The following is a 13,818-nucleotide window of genomic DNA, read 5'->3' on the forward strand; positions in this document are numbered from 1 at the left end:
CTGCTCCAAAGTAGTAGTCAAGACTTCGTGACAGGTATAGTCAAAATCTCGATTCTAATAACAAAAAAGTGAGTCACGGAGCCAACAATCGGTAAATAAGACAGTCACGATATAGTGACAAATTGGTCATAAACCCTTGACAATCCCAAATAGGCATGCTATAATATACCCATCACGATGAGAAAGGCGAACAACCCACAGGAGGATTAGGCCGCTGCCCAGACTGATAGAACATTTACAACCAAATAGGTACATAGGTAGAAAAAGATCAAGCCCTATCAATAGATAAGGCGATCCCGATCACAAATGGCACAATCCGGCTCGTATCTCAGGAGATAAGAGCGCAAATTCACGCCACTTGAGATCATCCCCAGCACACTCAATTGAGTCGCAAGGGGAATTACCCGAATCCCGATCAAATTCCCGCCCCTTAGGCGGAAATATGGAAGATATTATCAATATCCGGTTTGGCCGCACAGGTTCAAGCATTTACAAGATAATACATCATATATATAGGATCAGATTCAACCGACTTATGAGTAGTACATTTATCCATGACACAGGAGTTTAGCGATAAGTATAAAACTCACCCCCCATCCTTCGCAAGAAGGGTGATGGGGGGCTTCCTCAGGAGGGGCAATATTCGTAAGTGTCAACGGCGCGAATAACGGCGTTTGAGCTCATATCGAGCATATACGCCAGAATTAACGCCAGACCGGAATTACTAATTAATAGTTACTAATTACCTAATTAAATCTCAAGATCCGAGTGTCCAATTGGACATTAAATAATTGGGACTTATTTAGAAATTAGAGCAATTAGATCAATTAGAAATTCTATATATCTTTCTACCATCATTTCTGATCACTCGGCCGAAACGCCCTGAGAGAAATAGTTTGCTGTGTCCAAAATTTATGTGGCACACACTATCCTACTCTTTTCGCTTTGACGGTGATCGGAGCAGTTCTTCTGGCCTATTCGGCTGTGCTTGCCATCTATTATATAGGTGACCAGCCAGCTGAATTAGGCATCCCGGTAGAAGCACTGAAACCCGTAAGGGGGAGGTTAAGCTTCGGGAGGAGAATTATAATGATACTGAACAATAAGCCAGAGGCCGTGGAGCTTCTGATGTCTCTCGGCTATCGCGAAGCCGACGGAAAATTTTCGAAAGACAATAATGAGGGCCACACAGTCGTGGTCGAATTCGTTGAAACTACAACCAATGACGGTACAACCGTGCCAATTATGGTGGTAGCGGACCCATATTTCACCCCGGGTGGGGTGTTCCGTACCTCGAGTGAGGTATTCCATTATCCTATCGATGCGGGATCCCTGCACGAGGGGATCGGATATTTCCTCCATCAGGAGGATATAGAAGTCTGGGTGGACGAAGAGGGGGAGGAGCAATCCTCCAGCAGCAACAAAAACTACTGCTGGATATAAGCAGTAGCCATTAAACTATTGGTTTTGCTTGTTGAGCCATTGTATCAACAAGCCGGGTGCCAGACTGAATTCTGGCAGTTCAAAGGAGGTTTTTATGACTTTGAACGTTTAGGTTTGCTGGTTGTCCGTTAACAATCAGATATGGTCGTAACACACTTGCACGACCAATCTCACCCTGAGGAGAGCAAGGGGTAAGTCAGCCCATTTCTGCCTAAAAAGCAAGCAGAAATAAAGAGACAAGGCCGATTCTCGATCGGCGTTGAGGTGATAACTTCAGGAGTTTCACCAATCGAGAAACAGGCTTCTATTGCCTGGGACGAAAGTCCGAAAATAGCAATTTCATCTCTCGCCACGAAGGTGAGAGAAAATATCCCGAAGCGCACCGCAAAGTGAATTATTCACTTGGTGCGCTTCAAACCTTTTGATTCTGAATGTATTAAATAAACTATTTATTTAGCCATGCCGAATTAAAACGACAAAATCCTTTAAGTATTTCCTACTCGGCTGCGCCCTGCACCTTTTCGAAGATGAATGGCCAGCTGAATAGGCATCCCGATAAAAGCACTGAAACCCGAAAGGGGGAGGTTAAGCTTCGGGAGGAGAAAAAGATGATCACAAAAGGCACAATCCGCAAAGCGCGGGTTGAAAATATTGCGAACGGAAAGATCTCCGTTCGCACCGGAAATTATGCCGGAACTTCGGCACATGATGTTGCCGAGTTCGAAATCTCCGGCAATTTGCCGGAGATTGGGAGATTCATCTCCCTCAGCGTCCAGCATGAGCGCTGGACTGAAACGTGCCAGGATGGCGATGATCAGCTGCAATCATATTGCAGCCGGCATAGTGTCAGTAAATGGCACTATGTCGAGTAGAATGGTCAGCTGTTTAGAGATATCAGTGCAAAAAATAATCTTATCGAATCATCTGCGGAAAGATGGATAAAGTTGCAGGACTGTATGTCTGCCGTCACTTGTCGAGGACGAATCAGAGACAACGAATTCATCTCTCACCACGAAGGTGAGAGAAAATTACCGGAGAGACATTGCCATAACGGCGGTGTCTCTCAACCTTTTTCTTTTGAGAAATAGACAAATCAACCATTTGATTTATTTTTCCTCGAAAGAGGATTGATTTTTTTGACCTGCGGGTGCAAATGTGGCGGCTTGAGCCGCCTTAAGAGCACAAGTTCTTGAGAGCTAACGCTTTCAGGGCAAGCATTTGAGAGCGGCAACCTATTAACCATAATTTATGGAGAGGAGGAACAAGTTGCCAACTCCTGCATTTCGCTCGCAGATCCAAATTATTTATTAAGAAAACCGTCAATAGAAATATCGGCGGTTTTTTGTTATTCATTTTCTTTCGTCAATACTTTATACTAAATACAAACCACTAATTTGTGAGGGGAATATGTCGGAAGAAAAATACGTTGCAGAAGTAGCGGCTCAGTCGGACGGACACAAACATTTCACGATCTCGGAATTTCGCCATGAACTAGGCATTCCGCTCATTTTGGCTCGCAAGCTTATTGTTTGGGGTATCGTCGAAGTTGAGAGAACGGCCGATGGCACATTCCGTATCACCGAAGCAGAGCTCAATGAAGCGCGGGAAATTCTAAAGCATCCCTTCACCAAGGCGAAGCTTTTCTTTCGTGCTCTCGGGCCTGGAATCATTACAGGCGCGGCGGATGACGACCCTTCTGGTATAGGCACTTACTCTTCGGTCGGCGCACAGTATGGCTTTGGCTTGATATGGTTGGCGCCATGGCTCTTGCCACTTATGACAGCGGTGCAGGAAGCCTGCGCTCGTATCGGCATTGTCACCAACAGAGGGCTGGCTGGAGTGCTGATGAAACATTATCGCAAGTGGTTTGTTGCGATTATTATTTTGCTTTTGATCGTAGCCAACGTCGCCAACATCGGAGCGGATATTTCCGCCATGTCTGCGACTGTCAATATGCTTGTCCCAGTAAACTATTATGTAGTGGCGGTCGCCCTGACCGTATTGATCATATTGATTGAGATAATGATACCGTATCGGGTCTACTCCAAAATATTAAAGTGGCTCACTTTGTCGCTCTTCGCCTATCTAATCACGGGATTCATCATCCATCCTGATTGGCTCATGATCTTCAAAGAGGCACTCACGCCCAATGTTATTTTCGACAAGGCATATATATTCGCAATAGTGGCAGTCTTTGGAACTACGATCAGCCCCTACCTATTCTTCTGGCAAACTTCTGAGGAAGTGGAGGAGAAAAAGGTTGAGAGGCGTGAAGGGACATTACAGAAGCTGACCGGCCGAATTGCCCATATGAGAACAGATGTGAGGACAGGGATGGTTTTTGCCAATCTAACATTCTTCTTCATCGTTCTAACAACTGCCAAGGTGCTCAATGCAAACGGAATTTTTAGCATTGATTCGCCTCAGCAGGCAGCTGAAGCGCTTCGACCCTTTGCTGGTGACCAAGCATTTCTGCTATTCGCTCTAGGAATTCTGGGCACTGGTCTCTTGGCCATACCTGTCCTGGCCGGCTCGGGCGCTTACGCTCTTGCGGAGCTGATGAACTGGCGTGAGGGACTGGACGAGAAGTTCTCAAGGGCCAAGGCCTTTTATCTAGTTATTTCCTTCTCCGTGATCGTCGGCCTGCTCCTCAATTTCATCGGCATTAATCCGATGAAAGCACTCTACTACTCTGCATATCTCAACGGTATTATTTCGATTCCTCTTCTCTTCGTGATCATGATCGTGGGGAACGACAAGAGAATTATGGGCCGCGAGACTCATCCGGCTTGGGTCAAAATATTTGGCTGGGCCGCCTTTGCCTTCGCCTCGGCTGGACTAGTCCTGACCATTATATTGAGCTTGGTCAAATAAAATCCCCGCTATGCCTTAGGCAGCGGGGTGATTGCGTAGTTCTCCCTGAAAACGTACCCACTTATGTGGAGATGGAAATTTTCTCCATCCTTTGTTAGTACAAGTACTTTACCGACCATGATGTCGTTTAGTGTTATCAGACGGTATCCAGACAGCTCCTCTGGAAGATTTTCAACCTCAAAAGTTTGGGTTGTCGGGTGAAAGTAGGCAGGCACCATGATGGGGCCTTGTTTAAGCTCTGGGCTTACACATATCATGTAAACCGGCGGTTTTGTTTCTCCTGACATTACACATTCAACCTCCTACTAGATTTTGTTATAATATAGCACATATAAAGAAAATATGGTATAGTGAGGCGTAAAATTATCTAGGAATATCATGGATAACGAGAAAAAAGGAACTTTATATATTGTCGCAACGCCGATCGGTAACCTCTCCGACATGACTTTGCGTGGGCTCGAAATATTGAAAAGTGTTGATCTGATCGCTTGCGAAGACACCAGGAATACTGGGGTACTACTCAAACATTTTGAGATCAGCAAACCTTTGGTTTCTTATTTTCAACATTCAAAAATTGGCAAAATAGAGCAATTAATCCAGGAATTGAAAAGCGGCAAAGACATTGCTTTGGTTTCTGACGCCGGAACTCCAGGCATTTCAGACCCTGGCGAATATTTAATTTCTCAAATACGAGATCAATTCCCTGAGATCAATGTTATTCCTATTCCGGGCGTGAGCGCAGTGGTTGCGGCCGCGAGTGTTTCCGGGCTAATTGATAAAGAATATTATTTTGCTGGGTTTTTGCCGAAGAAAAAGGGCCGACAGACCAAATTCAAATCTTTCTCAACTTTGGATTGCCCTATTGTTATCTACGAAAATGCATTGAGACTAGAGCGAACGCTCAAGGACGTGCAGACATATCTAGGCGAGGATACAGAAGTGTTCATCGCTCGTGAAATCACCAAAATGTTTGAAGAATATTGGGGCGGTAGTGTCTCAATTGTGCTTGAAAATCTCAAAAAGCATACTCTAAAAGGGGAAATCGTACTAATTGTGAAGAGGCTGGTCAAATAAGGGTTGCCGATTGATCTCAAAACGGCTATACTAGCGGTGGAAAACGGCGTTGAGAGGAGGGGTACTATGTATTGGACTATTCCGATTTTCCTGTTAGCAGTTTTTGTTTGCTTACGAAAAAAGCGAAAGCTGCAAGCGCAACTCAAGGAACTATATGACGTTCTGTGTGCAACCTACTATACAGAACAGGAACGACAGATAGCAGTGGGGCGAGCATGCGAAATTGCCGTCTTACTGTTTGGCCGGCTTGTTGAGAATTCTCTCGCAAAGCCTATCGTCTTCAAAGGTGAGAAGGTTCTCGCCGTCAAACTGGCAGTGCCCAAGGATTCTCCTTGTACCGTTTTTTTGACGCGCAAAGGCGAGTTTGCTATCAGCCCGACGGACGATAAGTTCGGCACCAAACAGCGCTGTCTCGCGCTGTTGAGCCATGAATACAAAATGGAGGCGCTCAAAATCGCCTTCAAGGAGATGTTCGAAGAACACCTCAAAATCACGGCCTAACGCCCCGATACTGAATCGGGGCATTTTTATTTGGCCATTGAGAGAAGTGATCGCTTTTGTTATCATCTATTTATGAGCAAATATTATATTACGACCCCGATCTATTATATCAACGACGTTCCACATATTGGCCACGCGTACACTACGATCGCGGTGGACGTATTGGCGCGTTATCATCGCGCCAAAGGCGACGATGTTTTTTTCCTGACTGGTACTGACGAACATGGCGCCAAGATAGCTGAGGCGGCTGAAAAATTGGGCAAGACGCCTCGAGAATTTGCGGATGAACTGGTTCCGAAATTTGCTGACGTCTGGAAGAAGTTGAACATTTCATATGACCAATTTTTTCGCACGACCAACCCAAAGCATGAGGAGTATGTTCAGGATTTTGTCGAGGATTTGCAAGAAAATGGCTATATCGAAAAGCGTGAATACGAAGGGCTATACTGTGTCGGATGCGAGAAATTCTTGAAAGAATCAGACCTAGTGGAGGGCTGTTGTCCAGATCACAAGAAGCCACCGGTCAAGCAAAAAGAGGAGAATTATTTCTTCAAGCTGTCAGAACTCCAGGACAAATTGCTTGAGCGGATAGAAAATGGGGAGCTGAAAATTGCCCCCGAATCACGAAAGAACGAGATTGTTGGCAAGATCAAGCAAGGTTTGGAGGATGTCTCGATTTCTCGTGCGGCGGTAGAGTGGGGCGTCTCATACCCAGGCGATTCCAAGCAGACAATTTATGTTTGGATTGATGCCTTGCTCAATTATTACACTGCTTGCGAGATATACGAGAAGGAGAAATTCTGGCCTGCCAGTCTGCATCTGATGGCGAAGGATATCGTCTGGTTTCATGCCGTGATCTGGCCAGCGATGCTGATCGCTCTTGATCTGCCATTGCCCCGCAAGGTCTTTGCCCACGGTTTCTTTACCGTGAATGGCCAGAAAATGAGCAAGACGATTGGCAATGTGATTGATCCAAATGTAATTATCGAGAAATATGGTGCCGATGCAGTCAGATTCTATCTACTCTCCGCCTTCCCTTTTGGCGAAGACGGCGATGTCTCGCTCGAAAAGCTGGCCCTCTCTTACAACAAGCTGGCCAATGATATTGGTAACTTGCTGCAGAGAACAATCTCGATGATGGTCAAGTATAACGTATCAGGTATAACGTATAAGGGAGAAGAAGATTCTGTAATACGTGATACGAAATACGAAATACGAATCGACAAAGAATTAGACAGTCTTGATTTCGCTGGGGCGTTGAAGAAAATCACCGATGTAGCACAGGCAGAGAATAAATATATTGCTGACAGAGAGCCCTGGACTTTGGCAAAAGAGGGCAAGACGGAGGAGCTGACACAAACTTTACAGCATTCATACGATTGCTTGACCTCATTGGCTCAAGTGTTGCAGCCTTTCATGCCAGAAACGGCAGAGAAAATGGCTAGTCAATTAAAATCTCTAGAACCGATGCCACTTTTCCCTCGAATTGAATCATAATTTTTGGAGGAAGATCATGCTTTTTGCATTCCTGGCGTCTCTTTTGAGCGCCGGTGAAGATATTATCAACAAAATAATTTTGGGAAAGATGAAGCTGGCTGTGCAGGAGTATTTGCCGATCGCTTTTGCTTTCATCACCGTGATTTCGCTTTTCCTGGCTCCAATAGATTTTCGTTTTGATTCGACCGTCTTGAGCTTGCCACATTTGCTGATTTTTGTACTGCTGCTCGCTTCTTCTACAATTTGGAATATTCTTCTCGCCAAAAGTATGAAAACAGAGCCGCTTCACGAGTACGAAGCTATTATCCTGACTGTGCCGCTGGCCACCGTGATCATGGCGATGATATTTCTCCCCGGCGAGAGGAACACGAGTGCGATTATCGCTGGTATTGTTTCGACTTTGGCACTGCTAATTTTCAAATTCAAGAAACATCACCTTAATTTTTCCAAAACAGCCTCCCGAACCGCTTTGGCGGTCGTGTTTATCGCCGTTGAAGCCATTTGTATCAAGACTCTGCTCGTTGACCTCTCTCCGGCTCTTCTTTATTTTTTCAGAGTATTCTTCCTCACGATTATCTTCCACATCATCTTCAAACCGAATTATGACATTCTCAAAATTAAGCCAGTCAGGATGGGCTTGCTTGCGGCATCCCTGATCGGCGCTACGCTCATGGTGTTAAAATACTCAGCCTTTGCAGAAATCGGCGTTGTTCACTCCACGATTATCCTCCTCCTGGCGCCACTTCTGACATATCTGGGCTCATATTTCTACTTCAAGGAGCGCCGGAATTTTGTGCCAGACTTAGCTTGCGCTGGAGTTACAATCGCGTGCATAATATATGCAACACTAGCAAGGTAATTATTAATTAGAAATTGGAACACAACGTGTTCATCGATACTCACTGCCATTTGGATTTTCCAGAGTTCAAGACCGAAGTGCCGGGTGTGCTTGGTCGTGCCAAGGAAGCGCACGTCGAGAGACTTGTCAACGTCGGCGTCGATTGCGACACTTCGAAGCATTCAGTTGACCTGGCTCGGAAATATCCCGAAGTATATGCTTCTGTCGGCATCCATCCGCATAGCGCCAAAGAGCTGGACATCGAGTCCAGAGGTTGGTTGATGGCTCTCTCAAATCACGAGAAAGTGGTAGCGATCGGTGAGATAGGGCTCGACTATTATTATCTCAAGCGTTCGAGCAAATATGCACATTATCCTACCCGCGAAGAGCAAATGTTCTGTTTTGAGCAAATGCTTGATCTGGCCATGGAGACAAATCTGCCAGCCATAATTCATGCTCGTGAGGCTGATGCCGATCTTCTCGGGATTTTGAAGTCTTACCACGGCCAACTTCGAGCGGTGATGCACTGCTTCTCGAGCAATTGGGAAGTGGCGGAAAAGTTGATCGATATGGGTTTTGCTCTCTCGTTCACTGGCAATATTACGTATAAAAATCCAGATATTGCGGAGGTGATACGGAAGACTCCGCTAGCCAATATTATGATTGAAACAGATTCTCCTTATTTGGCGCCTGAGCTATACCGTGGCAAGAGAAACGAGCCCGCTTTTGTCGTTGAAGTAGCCAAGAAGATCGCCTTGATCAAGGGGATTTCTTTGGCTGAAGTTGAGATGGAAACGACCAAAAAAGCGATGAAGTTTTTCGGAATTAGATAATCAATAACGGATTACCCCGAGACAAAGTCTTCCCTTCGGGAAAGGGGACCCTTAGGGTCGAATTGTTCAAATTACAAATGTCCAACAGAACAAGTCGCTCGAAAGAGCGGTTTCTGTGTTTAAACACATTGACAAATTGAGCTCAAAGTGATATAATGTATTGGTGATTAGTCAATCACCAACGGCTCTGCCGTAGGCTGATCAACGCAGCTATACAACAAATTCGAGCTGCCCATTTGCATGTTGGGTCGGCTCTCAAGGGAGGAAATCATGCACAAATTTCTGTTATTGGCTGTACAGGTGACCCTCCGGATTATTCTAGGGATCATCCTGGGGATCTGGATAGTACTGTCCTCCATTGTCATGGGCGTGTACTACGCTCTGGAATACGCCTGGCGAAAGCTCAGCGAAGTTCAAGGGCAATGGAACAAGGCGGTTTCGCTCGGCGCCTACCTGGCTCCGATTTTGATCGTCTTGGCACTCGTTCTGTGGTGGCCTCAAAAAAAGGTCCACCGCGTCACCCCGTCTCCACGCTCTGCCCCGACTGCCAAAGCGCCGATCCAGGCGCCAACTCCTGATCAGGTAATCATCCCTGACGTTCCGCAGCCCAATATGCCGATCAAGTCAACGGGAAGCGGAAGCCTTTCAAACGTTCTGGTTATCCTTGACCCGGGTCACGGTGGCAACACCCCCTGGGATGGGGTAGACCCGGGCTGCTACTGGCAGTTCAACGGCCAGGAGTATTATGAGGCGGCGTACACATATCGCATGGCCAAGGAGCTTGGCGATATGGTCCGTGCCGAAGGCGGCGATGTTGCTTACACGGCTTGGTCTCCGACCATGGAGGTGTCGACCTCGCCGCGCGTGGCGATGCCTTTGCCTGTTACTCCGCTTCTCCCGAACGGTGTGAAACTGACCAACAACGGGACAGGCCTCACGGCTCGTGCTGACGCGGCGAACGCTCTGTACCAGGCTCACAAGGCCAAGTACAGGGGCGTCTTCTTCCTCTCGCTGCATATCGACAGTATGGGCGAAGGTTGGGACGGGTTGCATGTCTGCTACGATCGACATGCGTCCGAGATGCCGCGCTTGGCTGAGCTGATCTCGCAAGGGATCAACGAGGGCCGGTATGGCCGACGCTATAAGGGTGTCGCCAAAGAGATAGTCGAAGCTCGTGGCCTCGCAGTGCTGAATCGGAATCATAATCCGTTGAAGCACCGAGTGTTGATCGAGCTTGGGATCCCCGGTGATCCCAATGATTCGTGGCGCCTCAGAAATGAGGGCAACCGCCGGAAAATGCTGGAAAAAGTGGCTCTGCGGCCGCTACTCCAGCTTGCCGAGGAGGTGAAAAAAAGAAAGTGAGGGGGAACTGGCTAGTACCAATTGGTGCTAGCCTTTTCTCGTTTATGGGGGGATGTTGACATAAATTTGGCATCTGATAAGATTTACTGACACCGAAGGGGGGTGCAAAAATGCAAGCAATCAGCGCACACTGGCTGATCTGGCTGATCGGTTTTATCGTTTTTTCGGTACTTTGGCTTTTATGCTATTGCATGAAACTAGTACCGCTGTCGACCAAAGAGCAGATGATGTATGGAATTAGTTCGGCCGGGGACTACTGTTTGATCGTAATCCTTCGGACCGTATCTCTACTCCTTGGCATCACCTGCCTCGTACTTCTGATTCTGGCTTTGATACATGGAGCCAATTGGCTCGGAGCTGGATGTCTCGCACTTCATATCCTGGCCTTAGTATATGGCGCCAAGAGGTTCCTATACTAAAAGAACAGGTGCTTGCCCAGATCGGGCGGGCACTCTGCGGGCAAAAAATGATCGCCCCCACTTGTTGAGGGCTTTTTTGTTGCCAAATTTCAGGCATTATTGACAGGTATTTCGAGAAATGTTACATTACTTGTTACAGTAAACTAGCGAGACAATATTATGAAAACTATTTCTACAAATGAACTTCAGGATCAGATTTCCAAGGTGATTAAGGAAGTCGAAGGCGGGGAAGTCTATCAAATCAGCCGATACTCCAAGTCGGTCGCTTATTTGGTGTCCAAACCAGAGTTTGAAAAATTAATTACTGGTAGCGAATGCAAAGAGTGTATGAAGGACATGCGGAAGATAGCAAAGAAAATTTCTAATTCTTAATTAATAATTTCTAATCAATTACTAATTTTAAATTTCTAATTAATAATTGAATAAAAATTAAGAACTAAAAACTAATAATTATGGAAAATATTTACTTAGACAATGCGGCGACCACCAAACCTGATCAGAAGGTGATTGAGGCGATGAGTCGAGTCTCGGAGGAGGCATGGGGCAATCCATCTTCGATTCACTCTGTCGGCCAGGAGGCGGCCCTTGAGGTTGATAACGGTCGAGAGACCGTAGCTAAGTTTTTGGGTTGCGACGCTACCGAGGTGATATTTACCTCTGGCGGATCGGAAAGCGATAACCTCGCTTTGCGAGGGTTAGTCGGAAGTCTGAGGGCAGAAGCTGGAAGCATTTCCTCAAACCTCAAACCTCAAGCCACTAACACATTACCTCATATCATCACTGGTGCAGGTGAGCATCACGCCGTCCTCCACACTGTACAAGAGCTCGAGAAGGAGGGTTTGATCGAGGCGACCTACCTCAATCCTGATGCGAATGGTTTAATTACTCCAGAACACGTCATCGAGGCGATCAGAGACAATACGATTTTGGTCAGTTTGATGTACGTAAACAATGAGACAGGCGTCGTCACGCCGATTGCCGAGATCGGCAAAAGACTTTTAACTTTCAACTTTGAACTTTCAACTCGAAATAAATCCGCGAAGCGAATTTATTTCCACACTGACGCAGTTCAAGCGGCCGAATGGCTAGATATGAATGTCCAAGATTTGGGCGTTGATTTACTCACTTTTACATCTCACAAGATCCATGGTCCAAAGGGCATTGGAGTATTGTACGCGAAAAAGGGTACGCCGATTAAACATCAAATTAGCGGTGGAGACCAAGAGTTTCGGCTGAGAGCTGGAACGGAAAATGTCGCTTCAATCGCTGGGATCGCACAGGCGATCACAAATATCGAGCGAGGAGCGGCCGATAGAGTTCAAACGTTGCGCGATAGACTAATCGACGGAGTTGTGAAGAATATTTCTGATGCGATCGTGAACGGTGGCAAGGCACCACGATCTCCTCATATCGCCAATATCTCTTTCTTGAACGCCGAAGGCGAAGCAATTATATTGAATCTCGATTTCTTGGGTATCCAAGTCTCTTCAGGCAGTGCTTGCACATCGAGATCGCTCAACCCAAGTCACGTGTTGTCCTCGATGGGAGTCCCGCCCGAGAAGGCACATGGCTCGATTCGCTTCTCCTTAAGTCGTGAGACTACCGCAGAAGAGATTGATAAGGTGATTGAAGTATTACCAGGAATTATTCTTAAACTGCGACAAATGTCGCCATTTAAGTAATTTTACGATTGATCATTACCCATTTTCCATTAATTTCCCATTGATCAATTCGAAAATGAACAATTAATGAGTAATGAAAAATGATAAATATTTTACGGAGTAAATCTTATGCAGCAATATAGCAAACAAGTTATGGATCATTTCAATAATCCGAGAAATGTCGGCGAGATCAAGGACGCCGATGGTATCGGCGAAGTTGGCAATATGAAGTGTGGCGACGTCATGTATATCTACATCAAAGTCGGTAAACATGACGGCAAGGAGTATGTCGACGATATCAAGTTCAAAACGCTTGGTTGTGCTGCCGCGATTGCTTCTTCGAGCATGATGACTGAATTGGTCAAGGGCAAGTCACTCGATGAGGCGGCCAAGATCTCTCGCGATGATATCAATGAAGCGCTTGGCATATTGCCACAACAAAAATATCATTGTTCGATATTGTCCGCCGATGGAATTCACAGGGCAGTAGAAAATTATAAAAGTAAAAATAAATAGGTGAAAGATATGTTTGACGGCAAACAAATTAGAGAAGAGATATTGAAAGAGCTAGCAGACAAGATTGTGCTCATGGACCCCAAGCCTATATTGGCTGAGATTGTTGTTGGCGAAGATCCAGTGGTTCTCAAGTACGCAGAGCTCAAGAAAAATTTGGCCGAAAAAGTTGGTATTACTTTCAATATTTATCAATTCGAATCAGATGCTCCAGAGGAAGAAATCCTAGAGTGTATCGAATTTCTAAATGATGACTTTGAAACAAATGGAATTATGATTCAAATTCCAATGCCAAAGTCCTTTGATCGTGCCAAACTTATCACGGCGATCAGCCCAGCCAAAGATGTCGATGGCTTGCGCTATTGCCAGGGATTGGATTCGGATTTCCGACCGCCTGTTGCGGAAGCGATTCTAGAAGCTCTGAAGCGATCAGAGAAGGATTTGAAGACGAGTCAGATCGCTCTGATCGGTCATGGATTTCTCGTTGGCAAACCCCTAGAGAAGGCGTTAAAAGATTTAGATATTCAGGTCAGCGTTTTCGAAAGTGGCTCATCAATCGCAAAACTGGACAAATTTGATATTGTTATCTCCGCTACTGGCAAGGCCGGCATCATCAAGCCAGAGATGGTGTCAGATGACGTCGTCCTGATTGATGCTGGAACGGCTGAAGAAAACGGCGAACTCAAGGGCGATATCGATCCTGAAACATACAAAAAGGCCTTGTACTATACACCTGTCCCGGGCGGCATCGGCCCAGTCACAGTGGCGATGCTATTTCGCAATTTAGTTTCAAAATAATGTAC

The 13,818-nt window shown here is 46.0% G+C and carries 15 protein-coding genes; 14 read left to right on the forward strand and 1 reads right to left on the reverse strand.

Features of this window, described 5'->3' with window-relative positions:
• The first annotated feature begins 1,089 nt into the window (after positions 1-1,089).
• The 3 genes from WC227_01055 (at position 1,090) to WC227_01065 (ending at position 4,317) form a co-directional block, all read left to right on the forward strand.
• Entirely contained in the window at positions 1,090-1,443 is a 354-nt protein-coding gene (locus tag WC227_01055; GenBank protein MFA6963290.1) for a hypothetical protein, read from the forward strand.
• Positions 1,444-2,051: 608 nt separating this feature from the next.
• Complete coding sequence (locus WC227_01060) at positions 2,052-2,315, forward strand: hypothetical protein (protein MFA6963291.1); 264 nt, start codon at positions 2,052-2,054, stop codon at positions 2,313-2,315.
• Positions 2,316-2,850: 535 nt separating this feature from the next.
• Complete coding sequence (locus WC227_01065) at positions 2,851-4,317, forward strand: divalent metal cation transporter (protein ID MFA6963292.1); 1,467 nt, start codon at positions 2,851-2,853, stop codon at positions 4,315-4,317.
• Positions 4,318-4,325: 8 nt separating this feature from the next.
• Here the strand turns inward: WC227_01065 and WC227_01070 are convergent, their stop codons facing one another.
• Positions 4,326-4,604, reverse strand: coding sequence for a hypothetical protein (locus WC227_01070; protein MFA6963293.1), 279 nt, complete (start codon positions 4,602-4,604; stop codon positions 4,326-4,328).
• A 91-nt stretch (positions 4,605-4,695) separates the two neighbouring features.
• On the opposite strand from WC227_01070, the gene rsmI reads away from it, so the two are divergent.
• The 11 genes from rsmI to WC227_01125 all read left to right on the forward strand — a co-directional run bounded on the left by rsmI (position 4,696) and on the right by WC227_01125 (position 13,813).
• A complete protein-coding gene (gene rsmI, locus WC227_01075; GenBank protein MFA6963294.1) occupies positions 4,696-5,391 on the forward strand; it encodes a 16S rRNA (cytidine(1402)-2'-O)-methyltransferase in 696 nt (231 codons plus the stop codon).
• Positions 5,392-5,457: 66 nt separating this feature from the next.
• The gene (locus tag WC227_01080; GenBank protein MFA6963295.1) at positions 5,458-5,892 is read left to right on the forward strand and encodes a hypothetical protein; all 435 of its coding nucleotides are present in this window, start codon (positions 5,458-5,460) and stop codon (positions 5,890-5,892) included.
• 72 nt (positions 5,893-5,964) lie between these two features.
• Positions 5,965-7,389, forward strand: a complete 1,425-nt coding sequence (gene metG / locus WC227_01085) for a methionine--tRNA ligase (protein ID MFA6963296.1) — start codon at positions 5,965-5,967, stop codon at positions 7,387-7,389.
• Positions 7,390-7,405: 16 nt separating this feature from the next.
• On the forward strand, positions 7,406-8,248 hold the full coding sequence (locus WC227_01090) for a hypothetical protein (GenBank protein ID MFA6963297.1): 843 nt from the start codon (positions 7,406-7,408) through the stop codon (positions 8,246-8,248).
• A gap of 14 nt (positions 8,249-8,262) precedes the next feature.
• Positions 8,263-9,060: a TatD family hydrolase gene (locus WC227_01095; GenBank protein ID MFA6963298.1), complete on the forward strand. Its 798-nt coding sequence runs from the start codon at positions 8,263-8,265 to the stop codon at positions 9,058-9,060.
• A gap of 270 nt (positions 9,061-9,330) precedes the next feature.
• Positions 9,331-10,422, forward strand: a complete 1,092-nt coding sequence (locus WC227_01100; protein ID MFA6963299.1) for an N-acetylmuramoyl-L-alanine amidase — start codon at positions 9,331-9,333, stop codon at positions 10,420-10,422.
• A gap of 110 nt (positions 10,423-10,532) precedes the next feature.
• Positions 10,533-10,841, forward strand: coding sequence for a hypothetical protein (locus WC227_01105; protein MFA6963300.1), 309 nt, complete (start codon positions 10,533-10,535; stop codon positions 10,839-10,841).
• A gap of 159 nt (positions 10,842-11,000) precedes the next feature.
• A complete protein-coding gene (locus WC227_01110; protein ID MFA6963301.1) occupies positions 11,001-11,213 on the forward strand; it encodes a type II toxin-antitoxin system Phd/YefM family antitoxin in 213 nt (70 codons plus the stop codon).
• Positions 11,214-11,293: 80 nt separating this feature from the next.
• A complete protein-coding gene (locus WC227_01115; GenBank protein MFA6963302.1) occupies positions 11,294-12,523 on the forward strand; it encodes a cysteine desulfurase family protein in 1,230 nt (409 codons plus the stop codon).
• Positions 12,524-12,631: 108 nt separating this feature from the next.
• The gene (locus WC227_01120; protein MFA6963303.1) at positions 12,632-13,018 is read left to right on the forward strand and encodes an iron-sulfur cluster assembly scaffold protein; all 387 of its coding nucleotides are present in this window, start codon (positions 12,632-12,634) and stop codon (positions 13,016-13,018) included.
• Between the two features lie 9 nt (positions 13,019-13,027).
• On the forward strand, positions 13,028-13,813 hold the full coding sequence (locus WC227_01125; protein MFA6963304.1) for a bifunctional 5,10-methylenetetrahydrofolate dehydrogenase/5,10-methenyltetrahydrofolate cyclohydrolase: 786 nt from the start codon (positions 13,028-13,030) through the stop codon (positions 13,811-13,813).
• Positions 13,814-13,818: the final 5 nt, after the last annotated feature.

The organism is Patescibacteria group bacterium (assembly GCA_041671645.1).
GTDB lineage: Bacteria > Patescibacteriota > UBA1384 > XYA2-FULL-43-10 > 1-14-0-10-43-13 > JBAZBD01.

What these genes read in the sequence shown, in the direction of transcription:
- WC227_01055 (MFA6963290.1), top strand. Translation starts at nt 1,090, where the DNA reads ATGATACTGAACAATAAGCCAGAGGCCGTGGAGCTTCTGATGTCTCTC.
- WC227_01060 (MFA6963291.1), top strand. Translation starts at nt 2,052, where the DNA reads ATGATCACAAAAGGCACAATCCGCAAAGCGCGGGTTGAAAATATTGCG.
- WC227_01065 (MFA6963292.1), top strand. Translation starts at nt 2,851, where the DNA reads ATGTCGGAAGAAAAATACGTTGCAGAAGTAGCGGCTCAGTCGGACGGA.
- WC227_01070 (MFA6963293.1), bottom strand. Translation starts at nt 4,604, where the DNA reads ATGTCAGGAGAAACAAAACCGCCGGTTTACATGATATGTGTAAGCCCA.
- rsmI (MFA6963294.1), top strand. Translation starts at nt 4,696, where the DNA reads ATGGATAACGAGAAAAAAGGAACTTTATATATTGTCGCAACGCCGATC.
- WC227_01080 (MFA6963295.1), top strand. Translation starts at nt 5,458, where the DNA reads ATGTATTGGACTATTCCGATTTTCCTGTTAGCAGTTTTTGTTTGCTTA.
- metG (MFA6963296.1), top strand. Translation starts at nt 5,965, where the DNA reads ATGAGCAAATATTATATTACGACCCCGATCTATTATATCAACGACGTT.
- WC227_01090 (MFA6963297.1), top strand. Translation starts at nt 7,406, where the DNA reads ATGCTTTTTGCATTCCTGGCGTCTCTTTTGAGCGCCGGTGAAGATATT.
- WC227_01100 (MFA6963299.1), top strand. Translation starts at nt 9,331, where the DNA reads ATGCACAAATTTCTGTTATTGGCTGTACAGGTGACCCTCCGGATTATT.
- WC227_01105 (MFA6963300.1), top strand. Translation starts at nt 10,533, where the DNA reads ATGCAAGCAATCAGCGCACACTGGCTGATCTGGCTGATCGGTTTTATC.
- WC227_01110 (MFA6963301.1), top strand. Translation starts at nt 11,001, where the DNA reads ATGAAAACTATTTCTACAAATGAACTTCAGGATCAGATTTCCAAGGTG.
- WC227_01115 (MFA6963302.1), top strand. Translation starts at nt 11,294, where the DNA reads ATGGAAAATATTTACTTAGACAATGCGGCGACCACCAAACCTGATCAG.
- WC227_01120 (MFA6963303.1), top strand. Translation starts at nt 12,632, where the DNA reads ATGCAGCAATATAGCAAACAAGTTATGGATCATTTCAATAATCCGAGA.
- WC227_01125 (MFA6963304.1), top strand. Translation starts at nt 13,028, where the DNA reads ATGTTTGACGGCAAACAAATTAGAGAAGAGATATTGAAAGAGCTAGCA.